The organism is Hyphococcus lacteus, assembly GCF_041058985.1.
GTDB classification, from domain to species: domain Bacteria; phylum Pseudomonadota; class Alphaproteobacteria; order Caulobacterales; family Parvularculaceae; genus Hyphococcus; species Hyphococcus lacteus.
In genome coordinates this window covers 1,834,651-1,850,296 of record NZ_JBEHZE010000001.1, presented here as the reverse complement: position 1 = coordinate 1,850,296, position 15,646 = coordinate 1,834,651, and the positions used below count along the sequence as shown (strand labels likewise).

The window sequence follows — 15,646 nt, the reverse complement described above, 5'->3', positions numbered from 1 at the left end:
CTAGCCTCCGGTGCGTTTTTGAATAAAGGCGGCGGCTTTCTTTACCGCTGCAGTGGCCTCCGGAAAACGTCCGGGGAAAATCGGCCAAACGTGACACAAACCATCTTCGAGATGTAATTCCGATGCGACGCCGGCAGACTTTAAGCGATCATGCAATCTGACCGAATCATCGAGCAGGACTTCGCTATTGGTGGCGAAAATCATCATCGGTGGTAGACCGCTTAAATCACCATAAAGCGGCGAAGCTAAGGGTGTGGTCGGGTCTGCATCACCAAGATAGCGCTTTGCACCCTCGGAGATGTAGATCGCCTTAAACATCACATCACTTTCCTCATTCGCCGTAAGCGATGCACCCGTTGCCGCAAGATCGGTCCACGGAGAATAAAGTAGTGCCCCAGCAGGCATGGGTAACCCGCGCTCTTTAATGGATAGCAATAGTGCGAGCGTCAAACCGCCCCCGGCAGAATCACCACCGATGACAAGGGTCTTTGGGTTGCGCCCTTCTGATAGTAGCCATTCATATGCGTTGATTGCATCATCTACCGCCGCCGGAAATGGATGCTCTGGTGCCATTCGGTAATCGAGCGAGAACACGTCAGCAGCAGCCTCCCGTGCCAATGCAAATGTCGCATCGCGATGCGATTTAGGCGAACCAAACACATACCCGCCACCATGTAGGTATAATATTGTACGACCAGCAACCGCACGCTCTGAACGGTGCCATTCCCCGCTTACCGGGCTGTCATCTACAATTTCCATTGTGACACCTGATGGCGGCTTCTCAGGCGCTAGTTTTTCTGCGCCTTCTCGCAATGTTTGAGGAGGAACAAGGTGGATGGGCTTTGAGCGAAAGGTCGCCTTGATATACCAATTAAAGAAATTCGCGCGTAAACTTGCCAACACCTGTCTCCCGGTTTCCCAACGCAAAGCCTATGCGCTGGCAGCATCCAAGAAAAGACTGGATAGCAGATGGGCGGACTTATTGCCGGTAACGTAGACCAAACCCGAAGGTGCGTTCTTCACCGGGGAAATAACGGTCCTTCCCAAAGGCATAGTCCGCTCGCTCGGCGTATAGCGCGTCAGTCACGTTTCGAACGGTCGCAAAAACAGCAAGCGATGATGTCAGCCCAACCTCTGCGCGCAGATTTAAAACATCATGTCCGCCATAAGAACGATCGTTCGCCGCATTAGTAAAATAAGATCCCATTGAAACCCATTCGGCCTCTAGGGTCGTTCGATCAATCGGCGTCCAAGTCACGCGTGTATTCGCAATCACGCGTGGTGCGGTGTCGACATCATCACCAAAAGTAATTGTTTCAGATGCGTTCCCGGTAATGCGGTCAAATCGATATGTATGCGCCGCATAAGTCACGGCACTCCTCAAGCGCAGAGTCTCTAACAATTCAATTTGCACATCCGCCTCGACACCCACGTGGCGGGTCTTGCCATTCGAGACGTTAAAACCATCAGCATCACGGAAAAAGAAATTCCGTTTATTCATGAAGAAACCCACGAGCCCCAAATCAATACGCTCGCCGAGCGCCGCACGGGCACCGACCTCGAAAGCATCAATTTTTTCTGGTTGAGCTGTGTCCCCGGTCTGATTTATTTGGAGGCGATAGAGATCCGTTGTTTGCGGTGGCCGGGCACCGCGAGAATAGCTGGCATAGATCGACGCACCGTCATTAACGTGGTGCATCAATGTGAATTTTGGGCTTGCCGTTACGAATTCATCAGAACGATCATCAAGCCGTAGAAAACGACCTTCAATGCCGCTATCGATCAAATTATCGTAATCATAGAATGTACCATCAACCCGAACAGCCGCAGTTGCCGTTGTCTGTGGCCCTAAAGCGTATGCCCCTTGGACAAAACCCGACAAGTGAAATGCGGAAACATCATAATCGTAGTGCTGACCAGGTGTGTACGAAAATATTCGCGGTGCCGATTGGAATTCGCTGAGATATCCATCCGTATACTCAATGTCTGCACCCGCAATTAGGGATAGCTTACCGACATCATGATAAACTGCGCTCTGCGCGCCGACACTCCAGTGGCCGTTTTCTTCTAGCGCGTTCGACGGCAGAAAATGCTGCGGAAATTCCATTTGGTTCCATCGACCATAAGGTGTGAACGTCACGCGCGTATTTTCTCCGGCATCAAAGGAAATTGTCGATTGAAGGCGCGCCGCCTTGGCGTCACGATAAGCCAACGGGAAATTATTGCTACGCCGCAGATCGCGGTCTTTCAGCGTATCAAAGCCAAAAATAAACCCTGCGGTTTCTTGTTCCAAATTATCAAATGAAAAGATTGTATCGATAGTGACACCGCCATCGTCAAAGACGTGGCGCAATGTTAGCTTTTGTTGATCAAGCCCCGCATCATCACGATAGCCAGATTCTGTCACCACAGAACCGCCCACAAACCAACCATGAGCACCATCTGTGCCGGAGACTGTCCCTTTGAATTTGTACCGGTCTTCGGTGTCACCAAATGCCTCAGCAAAGATCAATACGGATTCGGTTGGTAATGGCGTTAGAACATTCACAACTCCATGAATGGCATTTGCCCCATAGACAGCGTCCGACGGCCCACGAATAACCTCTATCCGGTCAGCAATTTCGTAATGCGCATCAAAAAGCCCGTTGATATTGGCAAAACCCGCCGAACGGATGGGCACACCGTTTTCTAGGAACAGGAATGACCCGGCCCCGGCCCCGGAGGTCAGCACGGGCGAGCGGATCGCCGTTAGCTGCTCCGCGCCAGAACCACGATGCAAAGCTACCCCGGGAACACGCGCGAGAATTTCAGAAACATGATCAGAATCAATGAGTTCTAGATCATTCTTACTAATAACTGCGATGCTCTGCGGAACCTCATTTAAAGACTGTTCTCTCCGCTCTGCTGAAACAACGATGTCATCGTCGGCAAACGCGCCCCCTGCCAATGTTGAAAATACAGCCGCACTGGCAAGAAGAATATTTTTCAAGGAAAGCTCCGCAACAAAATTACAAAAACCGTATACAGTTAATGTTCGTATTTTGCTACCCTTTGTTCAATCGCACCAAAAATTGAACGACCATCGCCGTCTTTCATCTTGATCTGAACCGTATCCCCGAAACTCATAAATGGTGTCGTGGCCTTACCGTTTTCAATGGTTTCAATCATCCGAATTTCGGCGATACATGAATAGCCGTCACCGCCTTCAGCAATCGGCTTGCCCGGACCACCATTGAGCTTATTTGACACCGTACCTGACCCGATAATTGTACCCGCACAAAGCGGCCTTGATTTGGCTGCATGGGCGATTAATTGGCCGAAATTAAACGTCAGATCTTTTCCCGCATTCGCTTGCCCAAACGGTTTTCCATTATAGCGCACGAGAAGCGGTAAATGTAGCGCATTATCTTTCCACGCATCGCCCAAGGCGTCTGGTGTGACGGCAACGGGGCTAAAAGCAGACGATGGTTTTGATTGAAAAAATCCAAATCCTTTTGCCAGTTCACCAGGAATCAGCCCGCGCAATGACACATCGTTCACTAACATCACTAGACGAATGTAATCCCCTGCTTCATCTGCCGCCACGCCCATAGGAACATCCCCGGTGATGACCGCGATTTCGCCTTCCATATCGATGCCCCAGCCTTGGTCTTGGGGCATCAGAATATCATCACGGGGGCCAAGAAATGCATCCGATCCGCCTTGATACATCAGCGGATCTTCGTAAAAACTATCTGGCACTTCTGCGTTTCTCGCCTTACGCACCAACTCCACATGATTGATATAAGCTGATCCATCCGCCCACTGATAAGCCCGAGGAAGAGGCGATGCAGCTTCGCGCTCGTGAAACCGCTCAACTGGCACTGATCCGGTTTCAAGACCTTGTGCGAGCTCATTCAGCGCAGGGGCTATATTCTCCCAATCATCCAGCGCGGCCTGTAACGTTGGCGCAACGCGTCCTGCATCGGTATAGCGCGTCAAATCGTTTGATACGATCACAAGCTTTCCGTCTCTACCGTTTTTCAGTGATGCAAGTTTCATGAGATCTCCCGAGGTTATACCACTAAGATTTTCGCCAAATTACAACGACAGGCTGACACCGCACCATGGGCAATGACGAATGATGACCACATTTCGCCCACCATCATGAACAATCAACCCAAACTGATTGAACGCTTCGTTGTAAGCGATCAGACTATCCGGACACTCGAACGGATCATCATGATTATCGCAATTCATTTCAAGCGATGCCTGCATTGTCTCGCAACAAAGCGATTCAGGGTTTGGGTGCTGGGTACGCGCCATAAATATTACTCTCTCGTCCGCCAACTATTGACGTATTCTTTGTTTTCAATTGCATCGACACCCGCCCCCACATCAAGCGGATCACGCGTATCAATCATCACTGCATACTCATCTGTCGCTGGCTTTTTGGAAACCAACATGTTCTCAAGCGCTTTGGGATGAGGCCCGTGGGTAAATCCTGACGGATGAAATGTCATCATGCCAGCGTCAATATTATCGCGGCTAAAGAAATCACCCGCGTGATAAAACAACACTTCGTCAAAATCATCATTGTTGTGAAAAAACGGAACCTTGAGCGCACCCGGGTCCGTTTCAAACGGACGCGGGGCAAATGTACAGACCACAAAACGATCAGAAAGAAATGTTGTGTGGGCCGACGGTGGCACATGATACCGATGCGACATGATCGGACGAACATCCCTGACATTCAATTTCACTGGCGATAACTCACCGTGCCAACCGACAACATCAAGTGGATTATATGGATAAGTCGCAACCGATACCTGCCCGCGCTTTTTAATTTCAACATGGGTCTCACCATCATTGGCTTGATGATCGCGAAAGGCTTGGTTAATTTTTGGTGTATCGAGCATGGCCGGGTCAAAAATCGCATGTGGTCCTAACAACCCTTTATCAGGCAGCATAAAATGATTATTTGTCGCCTCAATCATCAGTACTGAAACCGTTTTTGATGGTGCAAGTCGCCACATCGTACCACGCGGCAGCATGATATAATCGCCCGCTTCGAACGAAAGATGCCCATAGTCGCAAAACAATTCGCCTTGCCCATCATGGATAAACAACAACTGATCACCGTCGGCATTCCGCGCAAGCGCGTTCATTGGGTTATCAAGTCGCCAAAAGCGAATTTCCGTGGCGGCGTTGTGCAAAACCCGCGTCGCCGACCAGGGAGAAGAATAAGAATCCTTAAGACCCGCAAGGTCGAACGCACGCGGACGCAAAGGGCCTTCAAAATTTATCCAGCCCGTCGGTGGGCGACGATGATGCATGAACGCCGCTGGACCAAAAAACCCCTCTTTGGAAATTTCCCGCTCATAGGTTCCCGTAGGCAGGTCCGCATGAGCCTGCCGCGAAGCCACACCCTCGGTCCGCGACGGAGTAATCCATTTTTTTGACATTAGGCGCTCCTCGTCCGATTCGGATCTTGGCTAGATCCTTATTAGTAACATTTGTTACCATTTTGACCCACCCCTCGCAATAGTCAACGCTATCTCTGAGAAAAGAAAACGCCAACATCTCTCCTTATCGTTCTGGGGCTGGTCCTTAGTCGTGTGGTTTGGTAACGCCTGCGCGAGCCTGCCCTGCCGCGAGGTTGAACTCGATTGGCGGGCTGGCCATCTGATGAATTCTGCGCCCAATGCGCAGTCCGAAACCGAGAACGAGGACGAGAAGTGAAAAAAACACGTTTGTTGATTTTGGGCTCTGGCCCTGCCGGCCTTACCGCCGCGATTTATGCCGCACGCGCCGGCCTTAAACCGATCCTCGTCCATGGCCTTCAGCCGGGCGGCCAAATGACCATTACGACCGATGTCGAGAATTACCCAGGGTTCGCCGACGTAATCCAAGGCCCGTGGCTGATGGAGCAGATGCAAAAACAAGCCGAACATGTTGGTACAGAATTCGTCAATGATCTGATCACAGATGTTGACCTATCCAAACGCCCATTCACGCTAACGGGCGATGGCGGCGAAATATATGAAACCGATACTTTGATTATTGCGACTGGTGCCCAGGCAAAATGGCTCGGCCTTCCCTCCGAAGAAAAATTCCAAGGCTTCGGTGTTTCTGCATGCGCGACTTGCGACGGATTTTTCTATCGCAATAAAGATGTTGTTGTTGTCGGGGGCGGTAATACCGCTGTTGAAGAAGCTTTATATCTTTCGGGTCTCGCCAAGAAAGTAACCCTTATTCACCGCCGCGATGAATTACGTGCTGAAAAAATTCTACAGGCGCGCCTATTTGCAAAAGAAAATATTGACGTGGTTTGGGATCATTCGCTCGAAGAAATTCTTGGCGATGAGAATCCATTGGGTGTTACCGGCGCGCGGATTAAGAATACAAAGACTGGCGATACCCGTGACATCCAAACTGATGGCGTATTCGTCGCAATCGGCCACAAACCGTCCACAGAGCTTTTTGCGGGTAAGCTGTCCATGAAAGATCATGGCTATCTTGTTACCAAGCCGGATTCGACCGCAACAGATATTTCAGGCGTATTCGCCGCCGGCGACGTCACCGACGATATATATCGCCAAGCGGTGACCGCTGCGGGAATGGGGTGTATGGCCGCCCTAGAAGCGGAAAAACTGCTGGCCGCCGAAGAAGCTATGGCTGATTAATTCAGCTTAAGCATCTGTCTAGTTTCTGCGGGGCTCGTGATAGCGCGCCCCGCTTTTTTCGCGCAGTTTGCAAGCGCCTCAATCATTGGACCGTTTGACGACGCCTTTGAACCATCTGGTAGATAGAAACAGTCTTCCAACCCGGTCCGCAGGTTGCCGCCCAATGCCGCGACGCGCTCATGAACCGCCCAAACATCGTCACGCCCAATAACAGTCGCCTGCCACGGCATCCTGTCTTTTTTATACTTGACCAACAGCGGTAACAAATCCGGATCTGCCGGCATTCCACTCGCAACGCCCATCACAAAATTATAATCAGCATGGTCAGTCATGCCATTTTCGATATAAAGCCCCACCGAACGAACAATACCAATATCAAAACATTCAAACTCTGGAATGATATTGCATTCGGTCATCACATCAATAAACGCTTTTACCTTCGATGCGGGATTATCGAACACCATTGGCGGCCACGCCCATGATCCATCTTTCCGCGTTTTTAGATAATTCAGTGTACCTGCATTACACGCCGCCATTTCTGGTTTACAAGCGCGAAGATAATCAAGAACATATTGATATTCTGGTCCAACAACGCCGGTGGTCATGTTAATCACGACATCCGGACAAAGTGACCGAATTGCGTCATTTATTTCATTGCAAATCACCGGGTCCCATGTCGGCAAGTGCCCCTTGCCCTTTTCCTGTTGCCGATAATGCACATGCATAATCGTCGCACCAGCATCATAGGCTCGCTTTGCCTCATCAGCCATTTGTTGTGGGGTCACCGGAACGGGATGTTGTTCAGGGTTTGTCAGAACACCTGTCAACGAACATGTTATTATTGCCTTATCGCTCATCATTCCTCCGTCTTCAGAACAACCAATTTCGTGCGAATGGCAACCTGGTCACCTGACTTAACATTGACTTCCAACACTATTCCGTCGCGTGCTGCTTTTAACTGGTGTTCCATTTTCATGGCCTCGATAGTGGCGACAACCTGTCCCTTTGAGACAGTATCTCCTACATTTACCGAAACATTAGCGACCATTCCGGCCATCGGTGCTTTAACAACGCCGTCGCCGCCCGCAGCACCCGACGCCGGTGCCAACGTAATATCGCTAAAGCGATGCCAATGGCCCTCAACATCCAACTCAACGACATTACCATCGCGAAAATATTTTGCGATCACTTTACGCCCATCCGCTACGAAATGAATTTGATTATCACCCTTGGACGTGACTGTAATTTTCGCTTCATTGTCTGCACACGCTACCGTGATCTCCTGCCCGCAAAGCGATAAATTTGCGTTGACTGTCACCCCATCAATACTGCGCAACAACAAAGGGAAACCCGCTGAACCACGCGAATTCCAACCTGACAATTCAGCACTAAAATCGGTATCAAGAAGCGCCGCCCCCACCAGCGCAATCGCCAAGGGGTGATGACTTCGCGCGCCCAGGCGATCAAGGTTTTCCTCAATATAGTTCGTCGCCGCCTCACCTTTGGCAAAGGTTTCATCAGACAAAAGTGAAACTAGAAAATCCCGGTTATTGGCAACGCCGAACATCGTCGTCGAATTCAACGCGCGAATAAGCTTTGCCCTCGCCTCATCGCGGCTTTGCCCATGGGCAATGACCTTGGCAACCATTGGGTCATAGTAACTTGAAATATCATCGCCTTGGTCAATCCCAGAGTCGCATCGGGTATTTTCAGGCAGTTGAAAAAAACGAACTTCACCTGAATGGGGCGTAAAGTTGTTTGACGGATCTTCTGCGTAAAGTCGCGCTTCAATAGACCAACCATTTGATTGAATATCTGGTTGGTGAACCGTTAATGCGCGCCCTTCAGCGACGTCGATCTGCATAGCGACTAAATCAAGTCCCGTGACCATCTCCGTCACAGGATGTTCAACTTGCAATCGCGTATTCATCTCTAGAAAATAAAACTCGCCCCGTGCAGGATCATACAGAAATTCAACTGTCCCCGCGCCCATATAGCCGACAGCCATGGCCGCTTTTACCGCCGCCTCGCCCATCGCCTTGCGCTGGTCATCTGACAATACTGGAGAAGGGGCTTCTTCGATTACCTTTTGATTGCGCCGCTGGAGAGAGCAATCACGCTCACCGAGATAGACGCAGTTACCGTGTTGATCCGCAAATATTTGAATTTCGATATGACGCGCCCCAATGACTGCGCGCTCAAGCAACAACCGCCCATCACCAAACGCATTTTCAGCCTCGACGCGTGCTGATTGAATCGCAGCCGATAGGTCTTGAGGGGTGCGAACAATACGCATACCACGCCCACCACCGCCCGCTGAGGCTTTTACCATCACGGGATAACCGATGGCGTCTGCTTGAGTCTTCAAACTACTTTCCGATTGATCAGCCCCCTGATACCCCGGGATACAAGGAACGTCAGCGGCGAGCATACGCTCTTTCGCGCTCGCCTTATCGCCCATCGCACTAATTGCATCGGCGGGCGGCCCCACAAATATTATACCAGCTTGAACACATTCCCGTGCAAAATCTGCTCGCTCGGATAAGAAACCATAACCAGGATGAATCGCGTCTGCCCCAGACCGCCTCGCTGCCGCGATAATCGCTTCAATATTCAAATAGCTTTTTGCGGCTTCCGAAGGCCCGATATATTCCGCTTGATCCGCAAGTCGAACATGTCGCGCATTCACATCCGCATCAGCGTAAACAGCGATGGTTTCGATACCTCGCCCGCGCGCCGTATCAATAATTCGACACGCGATTTCGCCTCTATTCGCAATCAACAGTCTGCGTATTGTTGTCATAGGTTTATTTCCATTTCGCCGATAAAATCAGGACTTACCCGGCAACGTACCCATATATTTGCAAATGATGGAGAGCATCACTTCGTCGGCACCGCCACCGATCGACCCCAATCGTCCATCACGATAGGAGCGCGAAACGAGAGTCTCTTCCATAAAGCCCATGCCGCCCCAATATTGCAGGCAAGAATCATTTACCTCACGCGCGAGCCTTCCAACTTTTAGCTTCGCCATGGACGCCAACATTGTCGCGTCTTCACCTGCCATCATTTTCTCAACCGCATCCCAAGTCAGTGATCGCAAAGCTTGAACTTCAGTTTTCAACTCCGCCATACGGAAATGAACCACTTGATTATCCAAAATCGATTTGCCAAATGCCTTGCGCTGGCGCGTATAATCTATCGTCGCATCAATCGTGTTATCGAGGCTTACAAGGCTCGATAAAGCCGCCCAAAGCCGCTCCTCCTGGAACTGGAGCATTTGGTACATGAAACCAGCGCCCTCTTCGCCGATCCGATAGCGTTGGGGTACACGAACATCTTCAAAGAAAAACTCGGCAGTATCAGAACTTCGCATACCAAGTTTTTTCAATTTCCGTGCGATCGAAATACCTTTACGGAGCTTGCCATTTTCATCTTTGAGCGGCAAAGCAATCAACGTTTTGTTGCGATGCACCCCATCGTCAGATGTATTCGCCAATAGACACATCCAGTCAGCCTGTGTGCCACTCGTCGTCCACATCTTGCCGCCGTTAATGACGTAGTCGTCCCCATCTTTTTTTGCCGTAGTTTTGATGGAGGCCACATCCGAACCGGCTCCAACTTCGGAAACACCAAGGCACGCAACAAAATCGCCCGCGATTGTCGGCCTCAAAATATCTTCTTTGGCGGCTTCAGTGCCGAATTTGGCAAGCGCAGGTGTTGCCATATCCGTCTGCACGCCAATCGCCATGGGGATACCGCCACAATTAATGTGGCCTAAAGTCTCTGCGACGACCGCTCCATAAGACCAGTCGAGGCCCATTCCACCATATTCAACCGGCTTTGTGACACCCAACAAGCCGAGATCACCCAAACCTTTATAGACTTTGTGCGCTGGAAAAATTCCAGCATCTTCCCATTCATCTACATACGGATTGATGTGTTCATCAATATACCGCTTTAGTGTATCCCGAATTTGGTCATGTTCAGCAGTAAGTTTCATCTCGCGCTCCTACATTCGTGCAACACCAAAAAAATTTGGTCTTAGCTGACGGTTTTCAGCTTCTGAAAGGCTATCAAGGCAAAACGCCAAAATATTACGGCTATCTCGCGGATCAATTATTCCATCATCCCAAAGCCGAGCTGTCGCAAATAGTGCGCGGGATTCCGCGTCATAAGTATCGACAATATGTTTCGCCATGCCATCGAGAAATTCCGCGTTGGGTTCCTGTCCTTTTCGGCGTGCGCCATCTTCGGCGACGATCCGCATGGTTTTTGCAGCTTGCTCACCACCCATCACCGCGATGCGGTTGTTTGGCCAAGCAAAAATAAATCGAGGATCAAACGCGCGGCCACACATGCCATAATTGCCCGCACCAAACGATGCACCGATATGCAATGTTAGCTTTGGTACTGTCATGTTGGTGACAGCCTGAATCATCTTCGAACCGTGCTTAACGATGCCCCGCTGTTCCGCATCGGTGCCCACGAGATAGCCCGTCGTATTCTGAAGGAAAATAACGGGCGATCCTGCCTGCTCCATAAGCTGAATAAACTGTGCAACTTTTGCCGCCCCATCAGCATCAATCGGACCGTTGTTTGAAATGATCCCAACTTGATGCCCTGCAATCGCAGCCTGAGAACAAATTGTCGCCGACCCAAACCCATCTTTGAAGCCAAGAATATCAGAGCCGTCCACAAGACGAGCGATAACCTCACGCGAGTTGTAGGGCTGGCGGTAATCAATAGGGACAATCCCCAACAAGTCCTCTGCATCATATTTGGGGGGCGCAAAGTCGCGCCCCTGCGCCCCACCACCCCAGCCGAGTTTCGACACAATATCACGCGCAATCCGCACGCCATCTGCATCATTCTCCGCCATATATTCCGCTGTACCCGATAGGTGGTAATGCATCTCTGCACCGCCAAGGTCCTCATCGGTCGCAATCTCGCCCGTCGCAGCTTTCAAAAGCGGCGGTCCGGCAAGAAAGACTTTCGATTTCCCACGCACAGCGACAACATAGTCAGACAAGCCCGTTTGATAAGCGCCACCTGCGGTCGATGATCCGTGGACGACAGAAATTACCGGACACCCCGCTGCCGAAAGCCGAGCAAGATTAGCAAATGTACGCCCGCCCGGCACAAACATCTCGGCTTGGCGCATCAAATTGGCACCGGCACTTTCAATAAGCTGAACAAACGGCAATTTATTTTCCAGCGCAAGTTGTTGCGCCCTAAGGGCTTTATGAACGCCCATGGGCGTCGCGGCACCGCCTTTAATGCCACTATCCGACGCCGCGATTACGCAACGCACACCGGAAACAAAACCAATGCCGGAAATGCTTCCACCCCCCGATATGGTTTGATCGCCATCGTCGTCATGCATTTTGTACCCGCACAAAGTCGAAAGTTCGACAAACGGCGCGCCACGGTCGAGCACGAGCGCAAGACGTTCGCGTGGTAAAAGTTGTCCTCGTTTTTCAAATTTTGCTTTTGCCCTCGCCGACGTCGCAACGATCTTCTCCTCAAGCGTGCGAAACTCTTTGATCAACTTGAGATGGTCATTTCGATTTTTCCGAAATGCCTCGGAGTGAACATCAATGTCAGTTTCAAATATCGGCATGGCATCTCTGTAGCAGGCTTGACAAAACAATATGTTCGTACTGTTTTATGATCATGGTAGATCAACGTCAAGCACCCACCACAGCTCCCTCTCGTCAGCAGATAAAATCAGCGGAGATGCGTCGACGGACCTGCGAAGCAACCACGCATTGCCTCGCAACACTGGGCTATCCCAGCACATCTATCAAACAGGTCATAAAGGCCGCTGGCATTTCACAAGGGGCGCTACAGCACCACTTCCCGTCAAAGGAAGATTTGGTGACCGCAACTGCTGCCTTTCTTCTTCGCCGATCAATTAAATGGTTCACACAGATAAAAGCAGAACTGGAAAAAGATCGAAGCGCCTTTGGCAAAGTCACGCGGCGTTCCTGGGCGGATCAGTTCGCCACAGAGGAATATGAAGCACTTCTACAAATCCTTGTGGCGTCACGAACCGACGCAACGCTCAAGACCCGAATTGCCCCCAAGCTTGAGGACTGGCGAGAGGCAATCGAAGGTGAAATGCGAGACCTGTTAACACCCATTGCTCGCGACGCAGATGAACTTAACGCGCTACTGACTATTGGCCGGTGCATGATGACCGGCCTGTTGGTTCATGATGGCCTTCTTGATGACAAAGAACGCATTGAAACAGTAATTGATGCATGGATTGATATTGTCGCCAAGGCATCGCGTTAGCTTTGCCCGCACAAAAAAGCCCGCTGTAAAACACAGCGGGCTTTCTGTTCAAAGGAGTACGCGTTTGCCTTAAGCAGCTTTGCGCTTAGCGCGACCCGCAAATCCTAGCCCGGACATGCCCGCGATAAACAACCAAGCCGCGGCTGGAAGTGGAACCTCAGGCGTCGGTACGTTAAAGTTCATACCGACAATTGCCGCGATATCCGAAGAACCAACTGGTGTGTTCTCATCGTCGCGCGCAGTTTGAAGGTAAAGCGGTGCGCTAACAATTGCGCCCATTGCCAAGTCGAACGGAAGTTCTGAAAAATCAAAACCCCACATTGTAAATGTATCGCCATCGACATCGACAACCGCAATACGTTCGCCAATCAACTGAGTACCATTAAGGATCATCGTAATCGCGGGCGGATCATCCTGGTCTTGAGTCTCGAACACAACGATATCGAAACCGTCGCCATTGATTAGATCTTCGTCAAAGAAAACCGAAAGAACATCCGGGTCTTGTGTGACTGTATTATTCTCATCAAGCTCGACATCAGTATCGAGATCAAATCCAACCACCTCTAGCGCACGACATTCCTCTCCGGTTGCGCCCACGGTAGAAGACGCATTTGTCGGATCCACACATGCTTCGCGGCGGTTATCTAGGTTACCTGCGAATACACCACCTTGAGCCCAAAGCACGGTTGAAGCGGAGTTATCGGTGTCGAAAGTCAGGCCACCAAGCGTCATCTCAGCGGCATTTGCATTCGCGGCGAGGCAAAAACCCAACCCTAATGCTGATATCAAAATCTTTTTCATTTGTTCCCCCTGAACAATAATTCATGCCTAGACTATCAATTTCGGTGCCGAACCGAAAGGAGAACGCAAACAATTTTAACAATTTTCTTTATCAATTTGCCGGTTTTACTCCCCGACACACCCTGAACGGGAAATTAGCTAAGGATTACAGCCGTTCGCGCAGTCGTTTGGCCAAAAAACCGCAACTCTCGGGGGCAAATAAACCATAATTTTATCCGTCTCCAGCACCTGATTCGCCCTTCCGCAGTTCCGTTTTCAGGATTTTGCCCGACGGATTCCGCGGTAACATGTCTATAAATGCGACACTTTTGGGCAATTTGAAATCTGCGACCTTGCCTTTGAGAAAAGCAATAACGCCGTCGGCATCCAGTTCTACACCGACGCGTTTAACCGCTACCACCTTGATCCGCTCTCCCCATTTTTCGTCCGGAACACCGATCACAGCTACATCGGCAATCCCCGGACACGTTGCGAGCACCGCCTCCAGCTCAGCCGGATATATATTCTCCCCGCCGGAAATGATCATGTCTTTGATCCGATCAACGATGTAAACAAAGCCGTTTTCGTCTTTATACCCCGCATCGCCGGACCAATACCAACCATCACGTATAACCTCAGCGGTTGCTTCTGGATTCTGCCAATACCCATCCATAATAAACTTGGCACGAGCGATAACTTCGCCGGTCTCACCCTGCGCAACCTCTCGCCCTGATATCGGGTCGCATATATTCACCTCACACCCCGGCAATGGTTTGCCGGCAGAAACACGTTGTTTCTTGCCTTGAGCGTGGTCGTCATGGTCAAGGACTGTCACTCCGCCTGTCGTTTCTGTCATTCCATAGAATTGCACCAGCGTCGCATTCGGCATCGCTTTCATGATAACGTCCAGAAGTGGTTCAGGCATCGGCGCAGCACCATAACTGATGCCAACAAACTGCTCTAATGAAAGCCCCATTGTTTTCGCAGTTTCGATGATCATCATGATCATCGCTGGGACGAAAAATGAATTTAGCGGCACATCACCTTGAGCATCTTTTACAATCGCCGTGGGATCAAATTGGCGATGCTGAATAATTCGCATTGAACGACACATCGCCATCAATCCAAAATTCAAACCTGCTACATGAAAGTGGGGCAACGCATGAAGCACCGCTTCATCGTCAGATTGCGGAATGATGATACCAGCCTCTTGGCCAGCCAAACCAACTTCGTAATAACAACGGTTGGGTAGTATCACGCCCTTCGGCAAGCCTGTCGTCCCGCTCGTATATAACTGCACCAACACATCATCGACTGACCCTTTATGGTCGGGTTCAATGGCCGACTGTTTATCAACCAGTGCGTCAAGGCAATCAGGTCCGCCCTCTTCGAGTAGCATTGTGCGGTAGTTTGGTTGTTGCTCGCCCGACGGCAGTGCATCGACAAACATCTTCTCACCGACGAAAAGCTTAGGTTCTGCATCGGCCAAAATTTGAGCAACTTCCGGCGGGGCCAAGCGCCAATTTATCGGCGTAAGCACGGCACCGATTTTTGCTGCACCAAACAAAACATCCCAGAAACTCGCTACATTCCGCGCGAGCCACCCTATCCGATCACCGCGTTTTATGCCCAAAGAGAGAAGCGCCTGAGCCGCTTGGCTGGCGCGGGCATTCATCTCAGCATAGGTAAAATCCCGACCTTCAAACGAAAGCCCTATTTTATCAGGTCGTTTTGTCGCTTGAATTCGAATGATATCGGCAATGACGGGCGGATTGAGGATTTCTGTGTTCTTCATGCGGCTCCCTAACCTTAGTTTTTCCCAAAGTATGCCTCGAACCCGTCGGCGGGAAAAGGCAAATACACAGAACTGCACTTGTGGGTTGCGGCGAGGCGCGCCCTGC

Annotated in this window: 13 protein-coding genes; 2 read left to right on the top strand and 11 right to left on the bottom strand. The window is 50.6% G+C overall.

Annotated elements, in window-relative coordinates; genetic code table 11:
• From ABFZ84_RS08840 to ABFZ84_RS08820, 5 genes are all read right to left on the bottom strand, one after another.
• A complete protein-coding gene (locus tag ABFZ84_RS08840; RefSeq protein ID WP_369313635.1) occupies nucleotides 1–759 on the bottom strand; it encodes an alpha/beta hydrolase in 759 nt (252 codons plus the stop codon).
• Nucleotides 760–979: 220 nt separating this feature from the next.
• Nucleotides 980–2,989: a TonB-dependent receptor gene (locus tag ABFZ84_RS08835; RefSeq protein WP_369313634.1), complete on the bottom strand. Its 2,010-nt coding sequence runs from the start codon at nucleotides 2,987–2,989 to the stop codon at nucleotides 980–982.
• A 38-nt stretch (nucleotides 2,990–3,027) separates the two neighbouring features.
• Complete coding sequence (locus ABFZ84_RS08830) at nucleotides 3,028–4,041, bottom strand: fumarylacetoacetate hydrolase family protein (RefSeq protein ID WP_369313633.1); 1,014 nt, start codon at nucleotides 4,039–4,041, stop codon at nucleotides 3,028–3,030.
• Between the two features lie 39 nt (nucleotides 4,042–4,080).
• Nucleotides 4,081–4,305, bottom strand: coding sequence for a DUF6980 family protein (locus ABFZ84_RS08825; RefSeq protein ID WP_369313632.1), 225 nt, complete (start codon nucleotides 4,303–4,305; stop codon nucleotides 4,081–4,083).
• A gap of 5 nt (nucleotides 4,306–4,310) precedes the next feature.
• Complete coding sequence (locus ABFZ84_RS08820) at nucleotides 4,311–5,444, bottom strand: homogentisate 1,2-dioxygenase (protein WP_369313631.1); 1,134 nt, start codon at nucleotides 5,442–5,444, stop codon at nucleotides 4,311–4,313.
• A 273-nt stretch (nucleotides 5,445–5,717) separates the two neighbouring features.
• On the opposite strand from ABFZ84_RS08820, the gene trxB reads away from it, so the two are divergent.
• Nucleotides 5,718–6,665 (top strand): thioredoxin-disulfide reductase, encoded by a 948-nt coding sequence (gene trxB, locus ABFZ84_RS08815; protein WP_369313630.1) that lies wholly within the window; start codon nucleotides 5,718–5,720, stop codon nucleotides 6,663–6,665.
• Here the strand turns inward: trxB and ABFZ84_RS08810 are convergent.
• From ABFZ84_RS08810 to ABFZ84_RS08795, 4 genes are read right to left on the bottom strand one after another with little or no spacing between them, the layout of a single operon-like run.
• Nucleotides 6,662–7,522, bottom strand: a complete 861-nt coding sequence (locus ABFZ84_RS08810; RefSeq protein ID WP_369314558.1) for a BKACE family enzyme — start codon at nucleotides 7,520–7,522, stop codon at nucleotides 6,662–6,664. The two genes, trxB and ABFZ84_RS08810, sit on opposite strands and share 4 nt — an antisense overlap.
• Nucleotides 7,522–9,468: an acetyl/propionyl/methylcrotonyl-CoA carboxylase subunit alpha gene (locus tag ABFZ84_RS08805; protein ID WP_369313629.1), complete on the bottom strand. Its 1,947-nt coding sequence runs from the start codon at nucleotides 9,466–9,468 to the stop codon at nucleotides 7,522–7,524. The genes ABFZ84_RS08810 and ABFZ84_RS08805 overlap by 1 nt, the downstream gene beginning before the upstream one ends.
• Before the next feature lie 27 nt (nucleotides 9,469–9,495).
• Nucleotides 9,496–10,668, bottom strand: coding sequence for an acyl-CoA dehydrogenase family protein (locus ABFZ84_RS08800; RefSeq protein ID WP_369313628.1), 1,173 nt, complete (start codon nucleotides 10,666–10,668; stop codon nucleotides 9,496–9,498).
• A 9-nt stretch (nucleotides 10,669–10,677) separates the two neighbouring features.
• Nucleotides 10,678–12,288 carry an acyl-CoA carboxylase subunit beta gene (locus ABFZ84_RS08795; protein ID WP_369313627.1) on the bottom strand — a complete coding sequence of 537 codons (1,611 nt, stop codon included), beginning with the start codon at nucleotides 12,286–12,288 and terminating at the stop codon, nucleotides 10,678–10,680.
• A 53-nt stretch (nucleotides 12,289–12,341) separates the two neighbouring features.
• Between ABFZ84_RS08795 and ABFZ84_RS08790 the strand changes: the two genes are divergently transcribed.
• Entirely contained in the window at nucleotides 12,342–12,965 is a 624-nt protein-coding gene (locus tag ABFZ84_RS08790) for a TetR/AcrR family transcriptional regulator (RefSeq protein ID WP_369313626.1), read from the top strand.
• A 69-nt stretch (nucleotides 12,966–13,034) separates the two neighbouring features.
• Here ABFZ84_RS08790 and ABFZ84_RS08785 read toward each other — a convergent pair whose 3' ends face one another.
• Both ABFZ84_RS08785 and ABFZ84_RS08780 read right to left on the bottom strand, forming a co-directional pair.
• Entirely contained in the window at nucleotides 13,035–13,766 is a 732-nt protein-coding gene (locus ABFZ84_RS08785) for a VPLPA-CTERM sorting domain-containing protein (protein WP_369313625.1), read from the bottom strand.
• A 211-nt stretch (nucleotides 13,767–13,977) separates the two neighbouring features.
• Nucleotides 13,978–15,540 carry a long-chain-fatty-acid--CoA ligase gene (locus ABFZ84_RS08780; RefSeq protein ID WP_369313624.1) on the bottom strand — a complete coding sequence of 521 codons (1,563 nt, stop codon included), beginning with the start codon at nucleotides 15,538–15,540 and terminating at the stop codon, nucleotides 13,978–13,980.
• Between the last annotated feature and the right edge of the window lie 106 nt (nucleotides 15,541–15,646).